Below are 17,348 nucleotides of genomic sequence, written 5' to 3'. Positions count from 1 at the left end.
CAATATCTCTCCTTCCTAATTCATCAATATTCCCATAGGTAATGGAACTGATAATAAACTTACAAAAACACCATATACAACACTTGTAACCATTATTGATATAACTGCATTTTTCCAAATACTTTTCATACCGTAAAACCTTATCAATATAAACAATAACAAAGGAGTCAACAACAAAAATCCTATTTTGTTAAATAAAATCAAATAGATTGCGATAATCCCCATTGTAATATAACTTTTTTTAGCATTTTCATCATGCAGATTAATCTTTTCAACATCTGCTTTATTTATTAACGCTTGTACAACTAATATTGCACCAAGCACAATGGCAATGATTGCTAAAATTCTTGGAAAAAAAGCTGGTCCAGGCACATTATTTGAGCCCTCTGGAAATCCTGCTGTCATAAAGAATACGTATACTCCTATAAAAATGACTATACAACCTGAAACAATATTCCCTTTTTTCAAATGAATCACCTCTATTTTAAGTTTAAAAATAATAGGTAGATACAATAAACTACCTATTATCTATTGAACATTATCCTGTTTACTAAAATTGATTATAATAATAACCATCCTATTTTACATATAAAGGTAAATAGAAGAAATTAATTATTTAACCCAAATTTTTCTATAAGTTCTTTGAATAACTCTTGGTCTGCTTTTATTGTCTCACCAAATACTTCATTATCTTCAACCTTATATCCAAGACCTAGATTATTAAGAACTTCTTTGAAATCTTCATTATTAGCAGCATTCATAAATCCTTCTTTTAATATATCCACTACTTCATCTGGAGTATCTTTTGGTACCCCTAATCCTCTCCAAGTACCTATTGATAAATCATGACCTTGTTCTTTGAAGGTTTTAACTTCTGATAGCTCTTCTATTCTTTCATCAGATAATACTCCTAGAACTTTAAGTTCTCCATTTTTCACATGAGGCAATACTTCTGCTGGACTAACTGTGACTGCATCAATATGTCCTCCTAGAAGCGCAACGGTAGCTGGTGCTGCTCCATCAAAAGGAACGTGATTGAACTTAGTATCTGTCTCATTCTCTATTCCTACTGCTGCTAAATGCCATATTGCTCCCACACCAGAATTACCTATCTTTATTTCTCCTGGATGCTCTTTGGCATACTCGATAAATTCATCAAGTGTATCCCAAGGTGCATCAGCTTTAACTGTAAGTGTAGCTGGGTCAGCATTTATTTGTAAAACAGGCTTATAATCTTCATATGTAAATGTAGCAACTCCCAGATTAGGAAGTGTTGTCAATTCTACAGTTATCATGGTCACAATATGTCCATCAGCTTTAGCATTAGCACCTTCAGACATACCTACAGCACCACCGCCACCTGTTTTATTAACAACAACTACTGATTCGTCAAACTCATTTTTTGCGGATTCAGCAAGCGCTCTCGCTACAGTATCAGTTCCTCCACCTGCTGAAAATGGAACAACTATTTCAATTGCTTTAGTTGGGAAATCAACCCCTTCCTCTTTGGTTGTATCATCAACTTTTGTATCAACACTCTCTTCTTTGCTTGAACATGCTGTAAAAGACAAAATACAACATATCAATGTAAATATACTTATGATCTTTTTCATAGCCATCCTCCTAGGATATTTAATATTTTCTTTCCACATCATTATAAATCCAAAACTTACATTATTGAATAGATGGTATTTACGAATAGTTATAATTATTTTTACATAAAGTCAACATCAATGTACTATAAAATATTACTATTAATTATATAATTTTTTTTACTAATTTGTATGATTTTTTTTACCAGTTGATTTTTTTTGTCATATTAAAAGGATTATTGCCAGAATAAGCGAATACTGTTAAATAGTTCTATGAATTATTAACATGATAATACTTCCTAATAAATCTATGAAAAGAGTTTTCTATAATGAATAATAATAAATCACTAAAAAATAATACTAAACAGTCCAATATAATTAATACATTAAATGTATACCGAAATTCCTTAAGATACAAAATCCTATTATTAGTTGCACTTACTGCACTTATACCTTTGACACTCTTTGGTGTGTATCTATATTCATTTGTACATAATAATATATCCTCACAGAGTATAAATAAAGAATTAACCAAATCCATTGAACAGATTAATGATAGTATTGTTCTAAAAATACGTATGATCGATAACACATTCACTCTACTATTGTCTAACCAAGAAATACGAAATAATCTAGAAAATATTTTAAGCAATGAACAAACATATTATTTACGTGCTTTGACACAATTAAATATAGAAACAGAATTGAAGTATTGTGTTCTCCATGATTATGCTTGGTCAAGTGAACTAATAACTTCAGTTTTTATTTTTCAAAGTAATGAAAACCATTACCACCTATTACGAAACTACTTACCTAATGACGGTATTATTGAAGACCATTTAGATTTTATAAATAATCGCCAAATACCTATTACTAATGGATTTTCTATCTCACCTTCACAATCTTTTGATACCATTTATTTCATGAAAGATATAGAAACCCTTATTTCCCACCATAGTCTAGGTAAAATAGTATTAGGTATTGATGAACACATATTAAACAGTACGTATAAAAAAATAGTTTCTAATCCTAATTGGGTTTCCATAATATATGATGAAGCAGGTACTGTATACTATCATACGAATAGGAATATGATAGGTTCAAAAATTGAACCTGAGATAAATTTCATTAATAGCAATGATACAGTAAAAGAAATTGACTACGATGATGATAAATATTTTATTATAACAAAAAATATAAATGACCTAGGATTGACCTCTGTTCTCATGGTTCCAAAAACAGAAATATCCTCTAAACTAAACACTATATTGGATAAATATTTATTTACCATATTCTTAACTACTATTGCATCAATTATCATTGGTATCTTTTTAATCATTAATGTGACCAGACCACTAAAAGATATTATTAAGAATATAAAAAAAGTCAGCCAAAGTAATTTTACTCTAAAAATTCCAGAATACGATTGTATGGAATTAAATGAAATAAGTATAACCGTCAATGATATGATTGATAAAATCAAATACCTGTTCAATGAAATATACCAAAAACAGCTCCTTATAAAAGAAGCTGAATTACAAGCTCTACAAGCTCAGATAAACCCACATTTTTTCTTTAATGTTCTAGAAACCATAAGTTGGGAAGCACTTGCATGTAAAAATCAAAAGATATATAAAATGATTAACTCTCTTGGAAAATTAATTCGTGCTAATTTCACATTCAGCAGTAGGGAAAAGATTAAGATCAGTGAAGAATTGGAATATGTAAAATTTTACTTACATTTACAAAAAATGAGATTCAGTGATAAAATAGACATTATTGTATCTATACAAGATGATTCCATACTTGATTATTATTTACCAAAGCTCTCTATACAGACTATAGTTGAGAATGCCATAATTCACGGTTTGGAAAATAAGATAGGTAGTGGTACTCTAGTGATTCTCATTAAGAAAAACAAAAAAGAACTTGAATTCAATATTATGGATGATGGAATAGGTTTTGACACATCCACTATATATATAGATAAAGACAATACTTCTATAAATTCCAAACGCAAACATATAGGATTAAAAAATGTGAATACCAGATTAAAACTAATATATGGTAATAATTATGGTATATCTATATCAAGTAAAATAGGTAAAGGCACTAAAGTAAATATTAATATTCCATTTGACAAAGGAGATAATCAGCATGTATAAAGTTATAATAGTAGACGATGAACCATGTATTCGTAATGGATTAATCAATTTTATAGATTGGGAAAGTATAGATTGTAAAATAATCGGAGATGCAAGTGACGGTAATACTGCTAAGAATCTAATTATAACTGAAAATCCAGATATAATAATAGCAGATATCAAAATGCCTGGTTTAAGCGGCATAGATTTAGCTAAATATATATACGAAAACGATCCTAGCAAAAAAATCATTTTGCTTACAGGTTATTCTGATTTTGATTATGCCAAATCTGCTATACAATATGACGTAATAGATTTTGTACTGAAACCTTCGTCAACCGAAAGTATTATAGCTGCAGTAAAGAAAGCCAAAAAAATCATATCAGAAGAACAAAATAGTAAGTACAAAATCAAAACATTAAATGAAAAAATCTCAGAAAACTTACAGGAAATGCAAGAAAAGTTTATTATCGACTACATAAATGAAGCAGTAGATAATAACTTGGATATAGACGATAAAATGTTTGAATTGAATCTTGACATCCATACCTTTTATATAATGATTTTTAGTTTTAACACTACCTGTAATAAAAAACTTCCTAGCTGCTTTATGAAAAAATTCAAGAATATGTTATCTACGTTATTAGAAGATAAAAGTCACATAACTGTCACTTGTGAAACTATGACACTTTGTACTTTAATATCTTTCGATAAAGAAAATAATCACTTATCGGAATATCTAATTTCACTATGTGATAATCTAATAGAATCTACTAAGAGCTTCACTGATTGCTCAATAAATATAGGTATCAGTAATCAACATAAAAATCACTTTGAAATTCCTATCGCATATGAAGAAGCTTATGAATGCTCAAGTTATCGATTTTACGATAAGAGTAGTATATCAATCTATAGTGAGTATACTAACAATAAATCTCAATCTAAAGTAAATAAAGCATTTACAACTATTAATTCAATCATTGAATTAATACAATATGGCAACTTAGAAAAAGCTACCTTATTGATGCATGAACTACTAAATGACCAAAGAAGCAAACAAGAACCCATTTCATATATAAAAGCCAGTAGTCTACATATATGTTCATGTTGTTCCAGACTGTTGAACACTTACAACATCAATTTATCTGATATCATATCTGAATCAAAGGACATATATAATGAAATCATACAATGCCAATCTATTTCAAGATTATCAGATGTTCTAGAAATAATCTTGAAATCAACTAATGAAGCATTGATAAATATGTCCTTACAAAGTAATAGTGTCATAAAAAAACTATAGACTATATAGAAAATAATTATGTCCATACTATCAAATTAGAAGAACTAGCTGATATTGTCCACGTCAACAGTTCCTATTTAAGCCGTTTATTCAGAAAGGAAACAGGTGAAACATTAACTAATACTATTACAAAAATAAGAATAGAAAAATCTAAGCAACTATTAAAAGCCTGTGATGACAAAACATATAAGATAGCTTCTATGGTTGGCTTTGAAGATGCTGCATATTTTTCTCATATTTTCAAAAAACATACTGGACTTAGTCCATCCGAATACAGAAAAATCAATACATGATTAAATATTTAGGTTTTCTAGTTTGTTTGTCTTGGTTAAAGAATTGAAAATTATTGTCATATTTAGATTATTCAATTTCTAGTTTTTATTAACCAATTTGATATTGTTCCTAATATACCAGCTATTATACAACTTGATAATACTGTAACAATTATAACTTTCATATCTAATTCATAAACGTTTAATAAATGTAAAATTATGGATAATAGAAATATTAATACATAATCAATCCATCTCTTTTTTTTGTCTTTATTATATATCATCTTTTATTATTAACCTCCATTATTATTATAATACACATAGGCATCATAATCTAAGTCTATCTGATAATAATTTTTGATACCTTTCCATTATCTATTTCAACTATAAAAAAATAATTATAATGGATAGTCATTATTCCATTTTCATCCACCTTGTCAACAAAATGATCAGGTACCCATTGCGTACTTCCATACAAATCCCAATATTTTTCTATACTATCTCCCACTCTTAAACCCCTTGAAGTCTTATACTTATCCGTTATTAATACAATTGAATATATCTCTTTTGGAGGTATTTCTTCATTAATCACATTATTAGTCATAAGTGCTACTTCCATATCTCCATCGGAATAAACCTCAATTTTAAATAGACCATCCTCAGATTGATCTACAATACGACCAGTAGTTTTAAATCTATTTCTAATATTTTTGTCAAGAGAATTAAAATCGCTACCAATTACAAATTTATCCACTCTCAGACCATCATTTGAATCATAAAAAATAATTCTATTTCGTTCAGCATCCCACAATGAATTAGCAACCAAACAAAAATCAATATAATCTGCGGGAATAAAAGCTGTATTATTTTTTATTATAGGAACACAATTTTTTGGATATGTTGGATGAATAAAAGCTTCTCCTGTATCTGTAAGAACCTTTTGTTTACCTATCCATATTTTTGAAAAATAACCCTGATCATAACCCAGATCATTTATCCTTTTTATTGCTATTAAAACAGCTTGTTCGTCTTGTATATATGCTACAATCCCACCGTATAGATCGATAATTTCTCTAAGTGGTACATAAACAGTACCATTTTCAAGAAAAGGTGCATTATTTAACGTTATTGGTTCACCGTTTAATAATGCTCTTTTACTATTAACTTCCATACTAATACATACACTATCAGTGCCATTAGTTTCATGTGCAGCAACAGGCAATGCTTGAGTAAAAATACAAACCATTACGCTAGCATAAATAATTCTTTTAATTTTGTTAACCATATAAACCCTCCTATATTAAAACCTATTATTTATATATTACCATATTTTTTCATTAATTTATTTTTTAAGTTTATCAAGTACCTTAAGTAATTCAAGGTATAATATCAAATATATCATAAACAATCAGACAAATCAATTATGTATTAAGTGCAATTACATTTTGCTTTAATGGTGATACTATCAGTTATTTAGCCAACCCTCATCAACTATATATCCACCTCGTTCTCCACCTTCAGGTCCCATTTCTATTATATAATCAGCTTCCTTAATAAATATGGGATTATGTTCTATAACAATAACGGTTGCTCTATAATTAGTTAATTCTTTTAAGATAAGCAATAGTTTTTTTACATCTTTATCATGCAAGCCTGCTGTCGGTTCATCTAGTATATATAATACATCTTTTGCTTTGCCAGAACATAGATTTCTTGCTAATTTAATTCGCTGTGCTTCTCCTCCTGATAAAGTAGTAGCGCTTTGTCCTAGTTTTATATATGACACTCCAATTTTATCTAGCATATCTAGAATAGTATATATATTCTTTTGATCCTCAAATATTTCTTTTACTTCTCTTATTTCCATATCTAATAAATCGGCAATAGAATACCCCTTATATTTCACTTGTAGAACTTTACCTATATATTTTTTACCTTTGCATTCAGTACATGTAGTAGATATATCAGGCATGAAATGCATTGGAACAACTGTGCGACCTAAACCCTTACATTTAGGGCATTGTCCCTTCTTACTGTTGAAACTAAAATGTTCTTTTGTGAGTTTATTCTTCCTAGCCTCATCTAAATCAGAATAAAAATCTCTAATTAAATCAAATACTCCTGAATATGTTGCTGGATTTGATCTTGACGTTTTACCTATAGCACTTTGACTCACGAAATGTACTTCTCTTATATTACTTACACATTCTATTCCTTTATATTCTCCCTGAGACTCAGTTTTCTTATTTAGCTCTTTTTGAATTGCAGGATACAAAGTCTGTGATATTAAGGAACTCTTACCTGAACCGCTTACTCCAACAACACAAATCATTTTTGATAAGGGTATATTAATGTCGATGTTCTTTAAATTATTCGTTGATGCACATGTTAATCTTAATAGTCTATCCTTATCAACTGATTTGTCTATAGGTTGTAGATATAAATCATATCTGTGACTAATTAGATTATTTTTATGATGATGTGTTTCAATAACATTATTTATATTATCTTTTCCCTCTTTTCTGATTTCCTCTGCTCTTATAAGTTGCCCTCCATATTTTCCTGCTTCAGGACCAATTTCTACTAAATAATCCCCTGCTTCAATAAAATCTTTCTTATGCTCAACTATGATGATAGTATTATTTAGTTTTTTTAGCTCTTCTATAGTCCTTATTAGCATTAAATAATCTCTTGGATGTAGTCCTTTAGAAGGTTCATCCATTATATAAAGTATATTTGAAAGCCCTGAGCCAAATTGTGCTGATAATTTCAGTCTTCTGGCTTCTCCCCCTGATAGAGTTGGTATACTTCTATTAAGACTTAGATAACCTAACCCTACCTGTTGAATTTTTTTAAGGTTATACAATAATTTAATGAATATTGATTTTGTCTTTTCCCTCTCTACATTATCTAAACTATTATAAGTTGTATGACACCAGTCTCTCAGATTATCTATATTCATGGAAACAACTTCTGGATAACGTTTATTACCTACATATACAAGACGTCCTTCTTCTTTCAATCTTTCTCCGTTGCAAGAACTACAAGTCTTCTTTATTAAATAATGTTCTAGGTATTTGATAGATTTATCACCGTTCTTACTTTTCAATAATCTGTACATTATATTAACAGCACCCTCAACAGGTCTAGTAATAATTCCTTTTCTTCCATTAGAATTAACATAATCAAGAGTAACTTCTCTCCCATTACTACCATAGAAAAGTTGTTTCTTAAAATCATCCGTAAGTTCCTTAAAAGGCACTTCCAGATCTTCATTCATATCCTCAGCCAATGCCAATACTTCTCCTTTCATCCAATTGGCATTGGGATTCTCTCTATGTTTTCTCAGATTCCCCCACCATGTTGAAGCACCATCTAAAATAGATTTATTTGGTTCCTCTACAATGAGATTAACATCTATCTGCATTTCTTTACCTAATCCTTTACAAGCAGGACACATGTAGTCAGGATTATTTTGACTAAATAATGATGGTGTCAATGCAAAAAATATAGCTTTGCACTTACTGCAAACATTATTTTCTGGAACTACTTCATGGCAATATGGACATATCCTTCTACCGATTGTAGCAAATAATAGTTTTAGATATTCTCCTGCTTTGGATACTGAACCTACTGTTGACCTTGGATTCATGACTAAATTTCTCTGATCGATGGCGATTGCAGGCTGTAGTCCTGTTATCTTCTCTACTTTAGAATCATTAAGGTTATTGAATGTATATACACTAGATGCGATAAGGTCCATAAATTGTTTTCTGCTTTCGTAATAGATGGTATCAAATGCAAGACTTGATTTTCCACTACCACTAACTCCTGTTATAACTGTTATTTTTTCTTTTGGTATTTTTAATGATATGTTCTTCAGATTATTGATAGATGCATTTTTTATGACTATCTCATTAGAACCTGCTTGGTTCAATTCTAAATTTGATGGTTCTAGTTCTTGTATAAATACATGTTTGGCGGCAACCTCTTTTTGATTGGTCATATTTTCTATCCTATTATCTAAATTAGTTTCTTCAAAGATTTTATGATTGGTCCAATGCTCTACCCAATCAGGGACTTTGACATTATTGAAGATAGGAACACTACTGTAAGACATGATCTGTAGGATTCTAGTGTTTTCAAATCCATCAAATCCACAGACTTCAATAAAATGATTATACTTATCCACAGATTTGACCTTAACAACTGTGGATGCAATTGGATTGGGTCTTACAGGTGATCTTGTAGCAAAGACTCCACTTCTTGGTGCATTTTCATATGGAGGAGTGACCATGCAAATATTTCTTAGCTCCTTTTTATTATGTTTGTGGAACCACCATAAGATCCTTAGATAATCCCCTTGATGAATATTTTCAAGAGCTGATGCCATTTCATGACCTATTTGATTATTTGATTCTTCAACATGTATCACACTTTTTTTATTGATATACATGTATTTTCCTATCTCTTGATTCTTGAAGGGAATAATCACGGAACGTTGTTCTTTGTTGTATCGTGAAGATAGTTCTTCTGTTATTCTTTCTTCACAAGGGAAATATGCTTTTATATCTATGATATCGCCTGAGATTTTACTTCCTTCAACAATTATCTCTCCTGTTTTTTCATTAACATCATTAATTCTAACTCCATAACACATAAGTCTTTCTTCTTGTTTCGTAAATATAAGGCAATGACTGAAATAACTTAATTTAGTAGCTGCTTTTTTATATTTTTCTATGAGTACAATTTCTGTCTTATATTTATCTGTGGTTTCTGATTGTTTCAGTAAGTTGTAACCTCCAATTGCTTGAAACTTTATTTCTTTCATAATTACCTCCTTATAAGGGAGCTATCGGTATAAAAATATCAACTAATCTCTCCTGGCTATTTTCATTGTTTTCTGGTGGATAATATTCAAAAGATAGTCTATCATCTGGTACATAACTACTTTCAGGTAACCATTTCGACAACATGTAATTCCAAGCCAGCTGATATTCATCTGGTTTGATAAAGAACTTTCCAACTGCATATTTACCACCTTCTAAAATCATACTGCCAAATTCATCACAAGTCCTTATATTCTTATTAATTGACATACACACACTCATTCTAAGCTTATCTTCACTAGTCAGTTCCCCAAAATCATGATAAACAGCAAACCACTGCGAATCTTTTTCTAAATAGTTATGAGAAACTACATATGAATATAGTTTATTGAATAATTGTTCAAAAAGTTCACTATCTCCTGCATATGAACCAGTATGCCTTGTATAGATTGCTTCTATAGGATCAATAATCTGAACAGATAATTTTATAGGTCTATTATAGCTGATTATATTGTCATACACTTTTCCATTTGTGCTATTATTCGTATTATTATAATTGATATTCGAGTTTCTATGAATTGTATCTCTATATGATTTATTTGAATTTCTATAGCTACTGGCACTAACGCCATATGTATTCTTGAAAGCCTTTGCAAAAGATGCTTGGTTAGCATAGCCAAGTGATAGCGATATATCCTGTATTGATCTGTTTTTGTTAGTATCTAGAATAAATGCAGCTCTTTCCAAACGAAGTCTCTTTATATAACTGTACAAGCTCTCTCCTGTCATCTGTTTATAGATTCTCTGGAAATGGAAACGTGAAAAAGATGCTATACGAGCAAGTTCATCTATAGTCAAATCTTCTTCTAGATTCTTTTCAATGTAATCTTGTACCTTATTGATATTAGATATATAAGTTAATCTTGATTTATTGTAAATGAGTTCCATCATTTCACCTCTTCGTGCTATCTAATATAATTATAAGATTAATTCATTTTTAAGTCTATTCATAATTCGCAAATAGAAGAAACACCTATATTTTTATTCTCAAAAGCCTTTTAATTAAATAAGAAGGTTCTAATTTCTATTTTCCTTGAAATATTTTATGAGACGTAGCGAATACATAACTAAAAGAGACTCATCCAAAATGAATTTATATTTAATATCTCAATAAATCATTTTAAATAGTCTCTTTAATTTTAATTCATTTTATTCAGAAAGAAATCCGTTAAAATTCCAAAAAAACACAATGAAATAATTGTTCCGACGCCAACTACTCCTCCTAACAAAAAACCAAAAGCGAGAAATATAATATCACTTGCTAATCTAACGAATTTGTATCTAATATGAAATCTATTTATAACAAATAAATGAATACTATCTACTGGTGCAGCTCCTATTTTAGCATGTATATATATACTAACACCCAGAGAACATATTATTACAGATATAAACATAATCAATACATTAATCATCTGAGGTGGATTATCCGGTAAAATCTCACTGAATATCCAAAAAAACATATCTAAGAAAACCCCAGGAAGTATACATGCCAACATCAAACCGAAATTAATACTTTTTTTATTGAAGATAAATAAGAATATACACAACAAAATATTTATTGAAAATGTAGCCTCACCATAAGTAATGTAAGTAACATTATGAACTCCATCAATAAAAACAGATAATGGATCTGTACCAAGTTGCGTATAATAACACAAAGCTATTCCCATCCCACTTAGCATTATTCCAACACAATACTGAAGAAATTTTTTTATATGATTTTTATTTATTTGATATATCATATTCACATGAATTGTCTAAAATCAATAGTCTGTGGTGGATTTATAGTGGATTTTATTTCATTCAATAAATCCTCATCATATTTTACGTTATTTTCTTCAGCTATCATCATTGCCTTGAATTTATACCAAGTATCTACTATTTTGGTATCTCCTTCTCTCAGTGAAGAAATCTCTTTACTGAATACTTCATCTAGAAATTCTAATTCTCTTTTGTTCAAAGCAATATCACACATTAGAATCTGCAACCTATCATTATCTTGCAATTCTTTTGCTAAACTCTTATAGAATTTCCATGCTGACTCATCCTTATTGCACTCAATAAGCAATTCCAGATATTCTTTTGCGTAACTAAGTTCAATATCATCATCTAAAATATCTATGGCCTTTTTCATGTATAGAAATGCAATATCCAATTTTTTTACTTGTATATAGTAATAAGCTATATTTCTGTAAGCCAAAGCTGTTGGTGTCAATTTTATGGATTTTTCCCACATATCTATAGCTTTTTTTCTTTCTCCATTCTCATAATATATATTTCCCAAATGAATTATGGACATCACATTAGTCTCTATATCAGTACTTTTCTCTAAAATATACTGCCATTTCTTATCTACCATCCAAGAAGCAGGTAATTCTGAACCTTTTATTTTTGGCATCATATTATACGAAAGCAAATGAAACCAATCATCTTGCTCTTCTGATAACGTTTCCTTAGGGAAAATCAAACCTTTTGGAATATCTTGTTGATTATATTTTTTACGTCTTTCTATTTCTAAAGCACCCCATCCTGAACCATGATATATAATTTTTTTTGGCGCATGTTCAGCAAGTTTTTTCATTTCTTCATAGTACTCGTTCACATCGCTACTATTTATTTTATTTTCAACACACTTATATATTTCTTCTTTCTCTAATTTCCAATCATCTCTCATATTATCCACTTTCATATTTGTGGAACTGAAAAATTCCGCAAAGTCCCAAACTGTATTTGGAGGCATATCAATTCCATGTTCCTGCGTATTTGCCATTCCTGATTGAAGTTCAAGATAAGCATCTGTATCATTTGCAGATAGTAGATGTTGCCAACTCTTACCACCCTTGTGAGTTCCCCAGCAAAACATTTTCTTATAATGAATTCTGTTGGACGAACGTTCAATGAATATATCTCCATTATTATATTTTACTGCTTCCCATGGTGTATCATCATTCTCATTCTGGAAAAAATACTCTATTGATGTTTTGAATTTCTCAGGATATGAAACGTCCATATCGCCAAAAGAATAAATATGAGGCATTTGTCCATATCCATATGCATGTTGGTTATTTATCTTTTTCATTGTTTCCACATCTTGATATATAATGTCATTGGAACCAGAAAACACTCTGATATCTCTTTTTTCTTCAACGGCAATATTTGTCCACCAATACATAGGTATAGTATGATTGTTATCGTTGACTATCCTCACATAAGCACTCAAAACATCTCTACCTTCAGGCAAATGAAAGTCAATATTCCAGAAAATGCTTTTACATCTTTCATATTCATACATTCTAAGAAATTCATTTCCATCATCATCTTCACATATGGCAAAAAACATAGGAGAGCATGTTGAGAAAGTATGACCGTACTGTGCAATATTCCATTCAATGCCACCTGAGAACCAAGCATCCCTTATAGCCAGATTCGCAGGTTGGAATATATTGTTTTTATATAATAGTTCTTTGCCTGTACTCTTATTTTCAAGAGAATAGAGTCTTCCTCCGTAAGCTGGAAGAAAAGTTGCTTTCAGTTTATCATTTTCGAAAACTATTGTATCGATATCCACTAGTCTCCTGTCCCTCGTATATCTTTCCTGCATTCTATATGGAAGAACTCGTCGTCCAGTTTCATACCCGAATTTTATCTTATGTTCTTCTTTAAAAGTACCATTTTCAACAACAGGTCTATTTTTAACCATATCCCTAAACATAGGTAGTGGATTTTCCCCAATAGGAATATTACCTTGTATATATAACTTATCTTTATAAATTGACATAAACCATTCCTCCTATCCTTTTACAGAACCACCTGTTATACCAGCTATGATTTTTTCTGATAAGAACAAGTATAATATGAACGTTGGTAAAAATACTATGACAACAGCGGCAAACATCCCTGCCCAATCTCCTGTATATCTCATTGATTGAATCATAGAGTATAATCCAACAGCTACAGGTCTCAGATCTGTTTTATTTGCAAATATCAGTGACATAAAATATTCATTCCAAATAGTGATAAAATTAAATATTGTGACTGTAATTATTCCTGGCTGTGCTAGAGGTAGCATGATTTTCCAGAAAGTCTTTAATTGTGAACATCCATCTATCGCAGCTGATTCTTCCAAAGATGAAGGAAGATTCCTGAAAAATGGTATCATAAAAAATATTGTAAAAGGGACATTGATACATATATATAATATTATCAGTATGATTCTTGAATCTTTTAGATTCATATTTGTTATCAATGAAAACAAAGGCATTATAATCATTATTTGTGGAATCCCCAATGCCGCAACAAATAAATTCTGTAACGCTTTTTTCCCTCTAAAAACAAATCTAGCCAGGGCATAGGCACATGGAGCACCTATTATGATAACTCCAAAACATGCTGTCACCGTATAAATGATTGAGTTTATGAAATACTTATAAACATTATGGGTAACTAAGGCATTATAATAATTCTCAAAATGCACTCCTGTTTTTAATAATCTATCCGAAAATATTTCTGGAGTAGTAGAAAGAGAAGCACATATAATCCAACAAATCACTACAAATGTAAACAAGCACCAGAATCCAATGAATAGGTATCCAGGCATACGCTTGATATCCGTTTTAATACTTCCGTTTTTCTTCATTTTTTTCTCCTTCCTAGAATTCCACATCTTCTTCTTTTATCAAAAGATTAGTAAGCGCAAAAACTATAACCACAATGACCATCAATAAAACTCCAACCGTAGCTCCTAGACCTACATTTCTATCTGTAACAATCATATTGTTTCCAAATATGGATTGATACATATATACCATAGGTGTCACAGTTCCAGGAACAGGATTCAGCATAGAGAATACTTGTGACCATACAAAAAATCCTACATCACTGATTGTCCACAATACCAATGTTGTCTTGATTACCCCTTTCAACAAGGGTAATGTTATTCTATAGAATTTAACGAAAATATTAGCACCTTCTAAGGTCGCCGCTTCATAAAAAGTAGCTGGTATCCTTTCAATACCGGATATGTATATAAGCATAAAGTATCCAACCATACCGAAATTGAAAGCTATCAGCATAGCCCAGAATATATTATCGGGAGTTGTCCATTTAATGGCTGCTAGATTTTCTAATCCTAAGAACTCAAAGAGAGTTTTGAACAAACCGTATTTCGGATTATACACATACTGTATCCACATAGTACCCATTGCTACAGCAGATACAACATTAGGTAAATATATGACAGCTCTAAAAAATGATTTTCCTTTTATACCTGATGTTAAAATAACAGACATAAGCATTGCAATGACAAATACGATAATACCTCCAAAAAACCATATCTTAATGAAATTAATCATAGATTGTACGAACAAGTCGCTTTTCCAAATGGCAATATAATTATCCAAACCTACAAATTCCCATTTATGTACTCCATCCATAATATTTTTGATATTGAAGAAACTCATGAAAGTGGTACGAATCGTAGGATAAAAAAACACCAATAAATAACATAGTAAAGCAGGTGAAACAAACATTAAAATGATAGGTAATTTATGTTTTTTCATATCAGCATTCCCCCAATTATTTTTTCATTTCTTCAATGAATCTTTCTGCTGTCAATTCTCCACTCATTAGTTTTTGAAAATTAGAAATTATAGTAGGCGCCAAATCAATATTAGATGAGATACCACAACCATAAGGATTCCATTCTGTAGCGTTTTCCAAAACTCCTTTTGCCTCCTGTAATTGTATTGGCCAATTAGCGTCATTACTTGAAGGCATTCCCATTGATGAAGCAGCTAATTTCTCATCCCATTCTCCTGTTGTGATATGAGCAATCAATCTGAAAGCTTCTTCTGGATATTCGCATTCTTTATTTATCGCATAACACTGAGAACCAAAATTCAGATTCCCTATTGTTTCAACTCCATCTTTTACTGCAGGGTAGGAGAACTGCCCCCAGTTGAAATCAGGACCTGTAGTTCCTAGAACTTCATTTGGTAACCATGAACCGTTAACATACATTGTCACATCACCTGAAGCAACTTCTTGTTGACCAGCAGGCCAGATGTTAGAATCAATATTTTTTGAAAAATAACCTTGTGAAGCCAAATGCTCATAGTCTTCAGCCATTCGTAGTACAGCTTCGTCATCCCACATAGCTTTTGATTCATCAGCTACTAATTCTTCTACCCATTCATATCCTTTTATTCTTGATAAATGATAACCGATAAGTGCATCTGCATAAGCATCATCTGTGGTCAAAGGCGTATGTCCTTTTGCCTTCAGTTTTTCACATACTACCAAAAATTCTTCCCATGTCTTTGGTGTTTCTGTAATCCCAGCATCTATAAAATGATCTTTATTATACATAAATGATGTTATATACGCTTGGTAAGGAATCGCTTTCAAAGTACTATCGTCACTAAAAACCTTTATTAAGTTCATCAAATTATAATTAATACACTCTTCATAGGCTTTTCCTTCTGTTGTGGGATATGGTTTTTTCACATAGTCATCAAGAGATAAAGTATAATCGCCCCAATTTTTCACCACACGCTCAACATCCTCATCCCAAATATCAACCGCTTCTTTTTTATCAAGGGCAGGTTGTAAAGTTTTCCTGATTTCTCTACCACACCATGTAATATTAACTTGAATATCTGGATTAATCTTCATAAAGTCATCCACAGCCTCTTTGATAACTTGACCCTGTATCTCTGTTTCATTCCACATAGTCCAATACTCTAAAATCTTTTTGTCAGATACATCATTTTTACTTACTGTTTTGACCTCTTCACTTTTCTGCTTTTGACAACCAACAAATACATTCAAACAACACATTACCACTACCAATAAAACAGTTACATTTTTTCTCTTCATGTCTTACCTCCATTTTGTAATCATTTTAGATACTTTTTGTTTGTTTTTGCTACATATTTTTCATTATACAGCAAATTCAAGATGATTTCATCATCAAAAGTTAACATTATGTGTATTTTTCTATTTCATTCTACTATTTTTTTATCTATTTGTATTTGTATTATAATGTACTATATTTGTACTATTTTGGAATAAATACGAATCAATAGGGACGGTCCTTTTTGATTCAAAAAGGACCGTCCCTATAAGATATAGCTATTAAGGTTTAA

14 protein-coding genes are annotated in these 17,348 nt (G+C 30.6%); 3 read left to right on the top strand and 11 right to left on the bottom strand.

Features of this window, described 5'->3' with window-relative positions; all coding sequences use genetic code 11:
• Window positions 1–15 precede the first annotated feature (15 nt).
• Entirely contained in the window at window positions 16–468 is a 453-nt protein-coding gene (locus QMG30_RS10880; protein ID WP_281815283.1) for a tripartite tricarboxylate transporter TctB family protein, read from the bottom strand.
• A 140-nt stretch (window positions 469–608) separates the two neighbouring features.
• Window positions 609–1,613 (bottom strand): tripartite tricarboxylate transporter substrate binding protein, encoded by a 1,005-nt coding sequence (locus tag QMG30_RS10875; RefSeq protein WP_281815281.1) that lies wholly within the window; start codon window positions 1,611–1,613, stop codon window positions 609–611.
• 308 nt (window positions 1,614–1,921) lie between these two features.
• Between QMG30_RS10875 and QMG30_RS10870 the strand changes: the two genes are divergently transcribed.
• Genes QMG30_RS10870 through QMG30_RS25240 form a run of 3 tightly spaced genes read left to right on the top strand, consistent with a single transcriptional unit; the run spans window position 1,922 to window position 5,332 of the window.
• Entirely contained in the window at window positions 1,922–3,757 is a 1,836-nt protein-coding gene (locus tag QMG30_RS10870; RefSeq protein ID WP_281815279.1) for a sensor histidine kinase, read from the top strand.
• A complete protein-coding gene (locus tag QMG30_RS10865; RefSeq protein ID WP_281815277.1) occupies window positions 3,750–5,039 on the top strand; it encodes a response regulator in 1,290 nt (429 codons plus the stop codon). Before QMG30_RS10870 ends, QMG30_RS10865 begins: the two co-directional genes overlap by 8 nt.
• Window positions 5,036–5,332 (top strand): helix-turn-helix domain-containing protein, encoded by a 297-nt coding sequence (locus QMG30_RS25240; RefSeq protein ID WP_353511676.1) that lies wholly within the window; start codon window positions 5,036–5,038, stop codon window positions 5,330–5,332. The genes QMG30_RS10865 and QMG30_RS25240 overlap by 4 nt, the downstream gene beginning before the upstream one ends.
• A 71-nt stretch (window positions 5,333–5,403) precedes the next feature.
• On the opposite strand, the gene QMG30_RS10860 is transcribed toward QMG30_RS25240, so the two are convergent.
• The 9 genes from QMG30_RS10860 to QMG30_RS10820 all read right to left on the bottom strand — a co-directional run bounded on the left by QMG30_RS10860 (window position 5,404) and on the right by QMG30_RS10820 (window position 17,079).
• Complete coding sequence (locus QMG30_RS10860) at window positions 5,404–5,595, bottom strand: hypothetical protein (protein WP_281815275.1); 192 nt, start codon at window positions 5,593–5,595, stop codon at window positions 5,404–5,406.
• Window positions 5,596–5,651: 56 nt separating this feature from the next.
• The gene (locus QMG30_RS10855; protein ID WP_281815273.1) at window positions 5,652–6,596 is read right to left on the bottom strand and encodes a stalk domain-containing protein; all 945 of its coding nucleotides are present in this window, start codon (window positions 6,594–6,596) and stop codon (window positions 5,652–5,654) included.
• A 180-nt stretch (window positions 6,597–6,776) separates the two neighbouring features.
• Window positions 6,777–10,142 carry a TrmO family methyltransferase domain-containing protein gene (locus tag QMG30_RS10850; RefSeq protein WP_281815271.1) on the bottom strand — a complete coding sequence of 1,122 codons (3,366 nt, stop codon included), beginning with the start codon at window positions 10,140–10,142 and terminating at the stop codon, window positions 6,777–6,779.
• Window positions 10,143–10,152: 10 nt separating this feature from the next.
• On the bottom strand, window positions 10,153–11,088 hold the full coding sequence (locus QMG30_RS10845) for an AraC family transcriptional regulator (protein WP_281815270.1): 936 nt from the start codon (window positions 11,086–11,088) through the stop codon (window positions 10,153–10,155).
• Between the two features lie 251 nt (window positions 11,089–11,339).
• Window positions 11,340–11,945 (bottom strand): YczE/YyaS/YitT family protein, encoded by a 606-nt coding sequence (locus QMG30_RS10840; protein ID WP_491851250.1) that lies wholly within the window; start codon window positions 11,943–11,945, stop codon window positions 11,340–11,342.
• Window positions 11,946–11,947: 2 nt separating this feature from the next.
• Window positions 11,948–13,981 (bottom strand): DUF5107 domain-containing protein, encoded by a 2,034-nt coding sequence (locus tag QMG30_RS10835; RefSeq protein WP_281815268.1) that lies wholly within the window; start codon window positions 13,979–13,981, stop codon window positions 11,948–11,950.
• Window positions 13,982–13,993: 12 nt separating this feature from the next.
• Window positions 13,994–14,839: a carbohydrate ABC transporter permease gene (locus tag QMG30_RS10830; RefSeq protein ID WP_330680719.1), complete on the bottom strand. Its 846-nt coding sequence runs from the start codon at window positions 14,837–14,839 to the stop codon at window positions 13,994–13,996.
• 13 nt (window positions 14,840–14,852) lie between these two features.
• Window positions 14,853–15,761, bottom strand: a complete 909-nt coding sequence (locus tag QMG30_RS10825; RefSeq protein WP_281815264.1) for a carbohydrate ABC transporter permease — start codon at window positions 15,759–15,761, stop codon at window positions 14,853–14,855.
• A 16-nt stretch (window positions 15,762–15,777) separates the two neighbouring features.
• Window positions 15,778–17,079: an ABC transporter substrate-binding protein gene (locus QMG30_RS10820; protein ID WP_281815262.1), complete on the bottom strand. Its 1,302-nt coding sequence runs from the start codon at window positions 17,077–17,079 to the stop codon at window positions 15,778–15,780.
• Window positions 17,080–17,348 lie beyond the last annotated feature (269 nt).

Source organism: Vallitalea longa (genome assembly GCF_027923465.1).
Lineage (GTDB): Bacteria > Bacillota > Clostridia > Lachnospirales > Vallitaleaceae > Vallitalea > Vallitalea longa.
Note: the sequence above shows the minus strand (reverse complement) of the source record. Positions and strands in the feature narration are given on the sequence as shown.

Excerpts from the sequence above, each read along its gene's own strand:
- QMG30_RS10875 (WP_281815281.1), bottom strand. The coding sequence starts at position 1,613 with ATGAAAAAGATCATAAGTATATTTACATTGATATGTTGTATTTTGTCT.
- QMG30_RS10870 (WP_281815279.1), top strand. The coding sequence starts at position 1,922 with ATGAATAATAATAAATCACTAAAAAATAATACTAAACAGTCCAATATA.
- QMG30_RS10865 (WP_281815277.1), top strand. The coding sequence starts at position 3,750 with ATGTATAAAGTTATAATAGTAGACGATGAACCATGTATTCGTAATGGA.
- QMG30_RS10860 (WP_281815275.1), bottom strand. The coding sequence starts at position 5,595 with ATGATATATAATAAAGACAAAAAAAAGAGATGGATTGATTATGTATTA.
- QMG30_RS10855 (WP_281815273.1), bottom strand. The coding sequence starts at position 6,596 with ATGGTTAACAAAATTAAAAGAATTATTTATGCTAGCGTAATGGTTTGT.
- QMG30_RS10850 (WP_281815271.1), bottom strand. The coding sequence starts at position 10,142 with ATGAAAGAAATAAAGTTTCAAGCAATTGGAGGTTACAACTTACTGAAA.
- QMG30_RS10845 (WP_281815270.1), bottom strand. The coding sequence starts at position 11,088 with ATGGAACTCATTTACAATAAATCAAGATTAACTTATATATCTAATATC.
- QMG30_RS10840 (WP_491851250.1), bottom strand. The coding sequence starts at position 11,945 with ATGATATATCAAATAAATAAAAATCATATAAAAAAATTTCTTCAGTAT.
- QMG30_RS10835 (WP_281815268.1), bottom strand. The coding sequence starts at position 13,981 with ATGTCAATTTATAAAGATAAGTTATATATACAAGGTAATATTCCTATT.
- QMG30_RS10830 (WP_330680719.1), bottom strand. The coding sequence starts at position 14,839 with ATGAAGAAAAACGGAAGTATTAAAACGGATATCAAGCGTATGCCTGGA.
- QMG30_RS10825 (WP_281815264.1), bottom strand. The coding sequence starts at position 15,761 with ATGAAAAAACATAAATTACCTATCATTTTAATGTTTGTTTCACCTGCT.
- QMG30_RS10820 (WP_281815262.1), bottom strand. The coding sequence starts at position 17,079 with ATGAAGAGAAAAAATGTAACTGTTTTATTGGTAGTGGTAATGTGTTGT.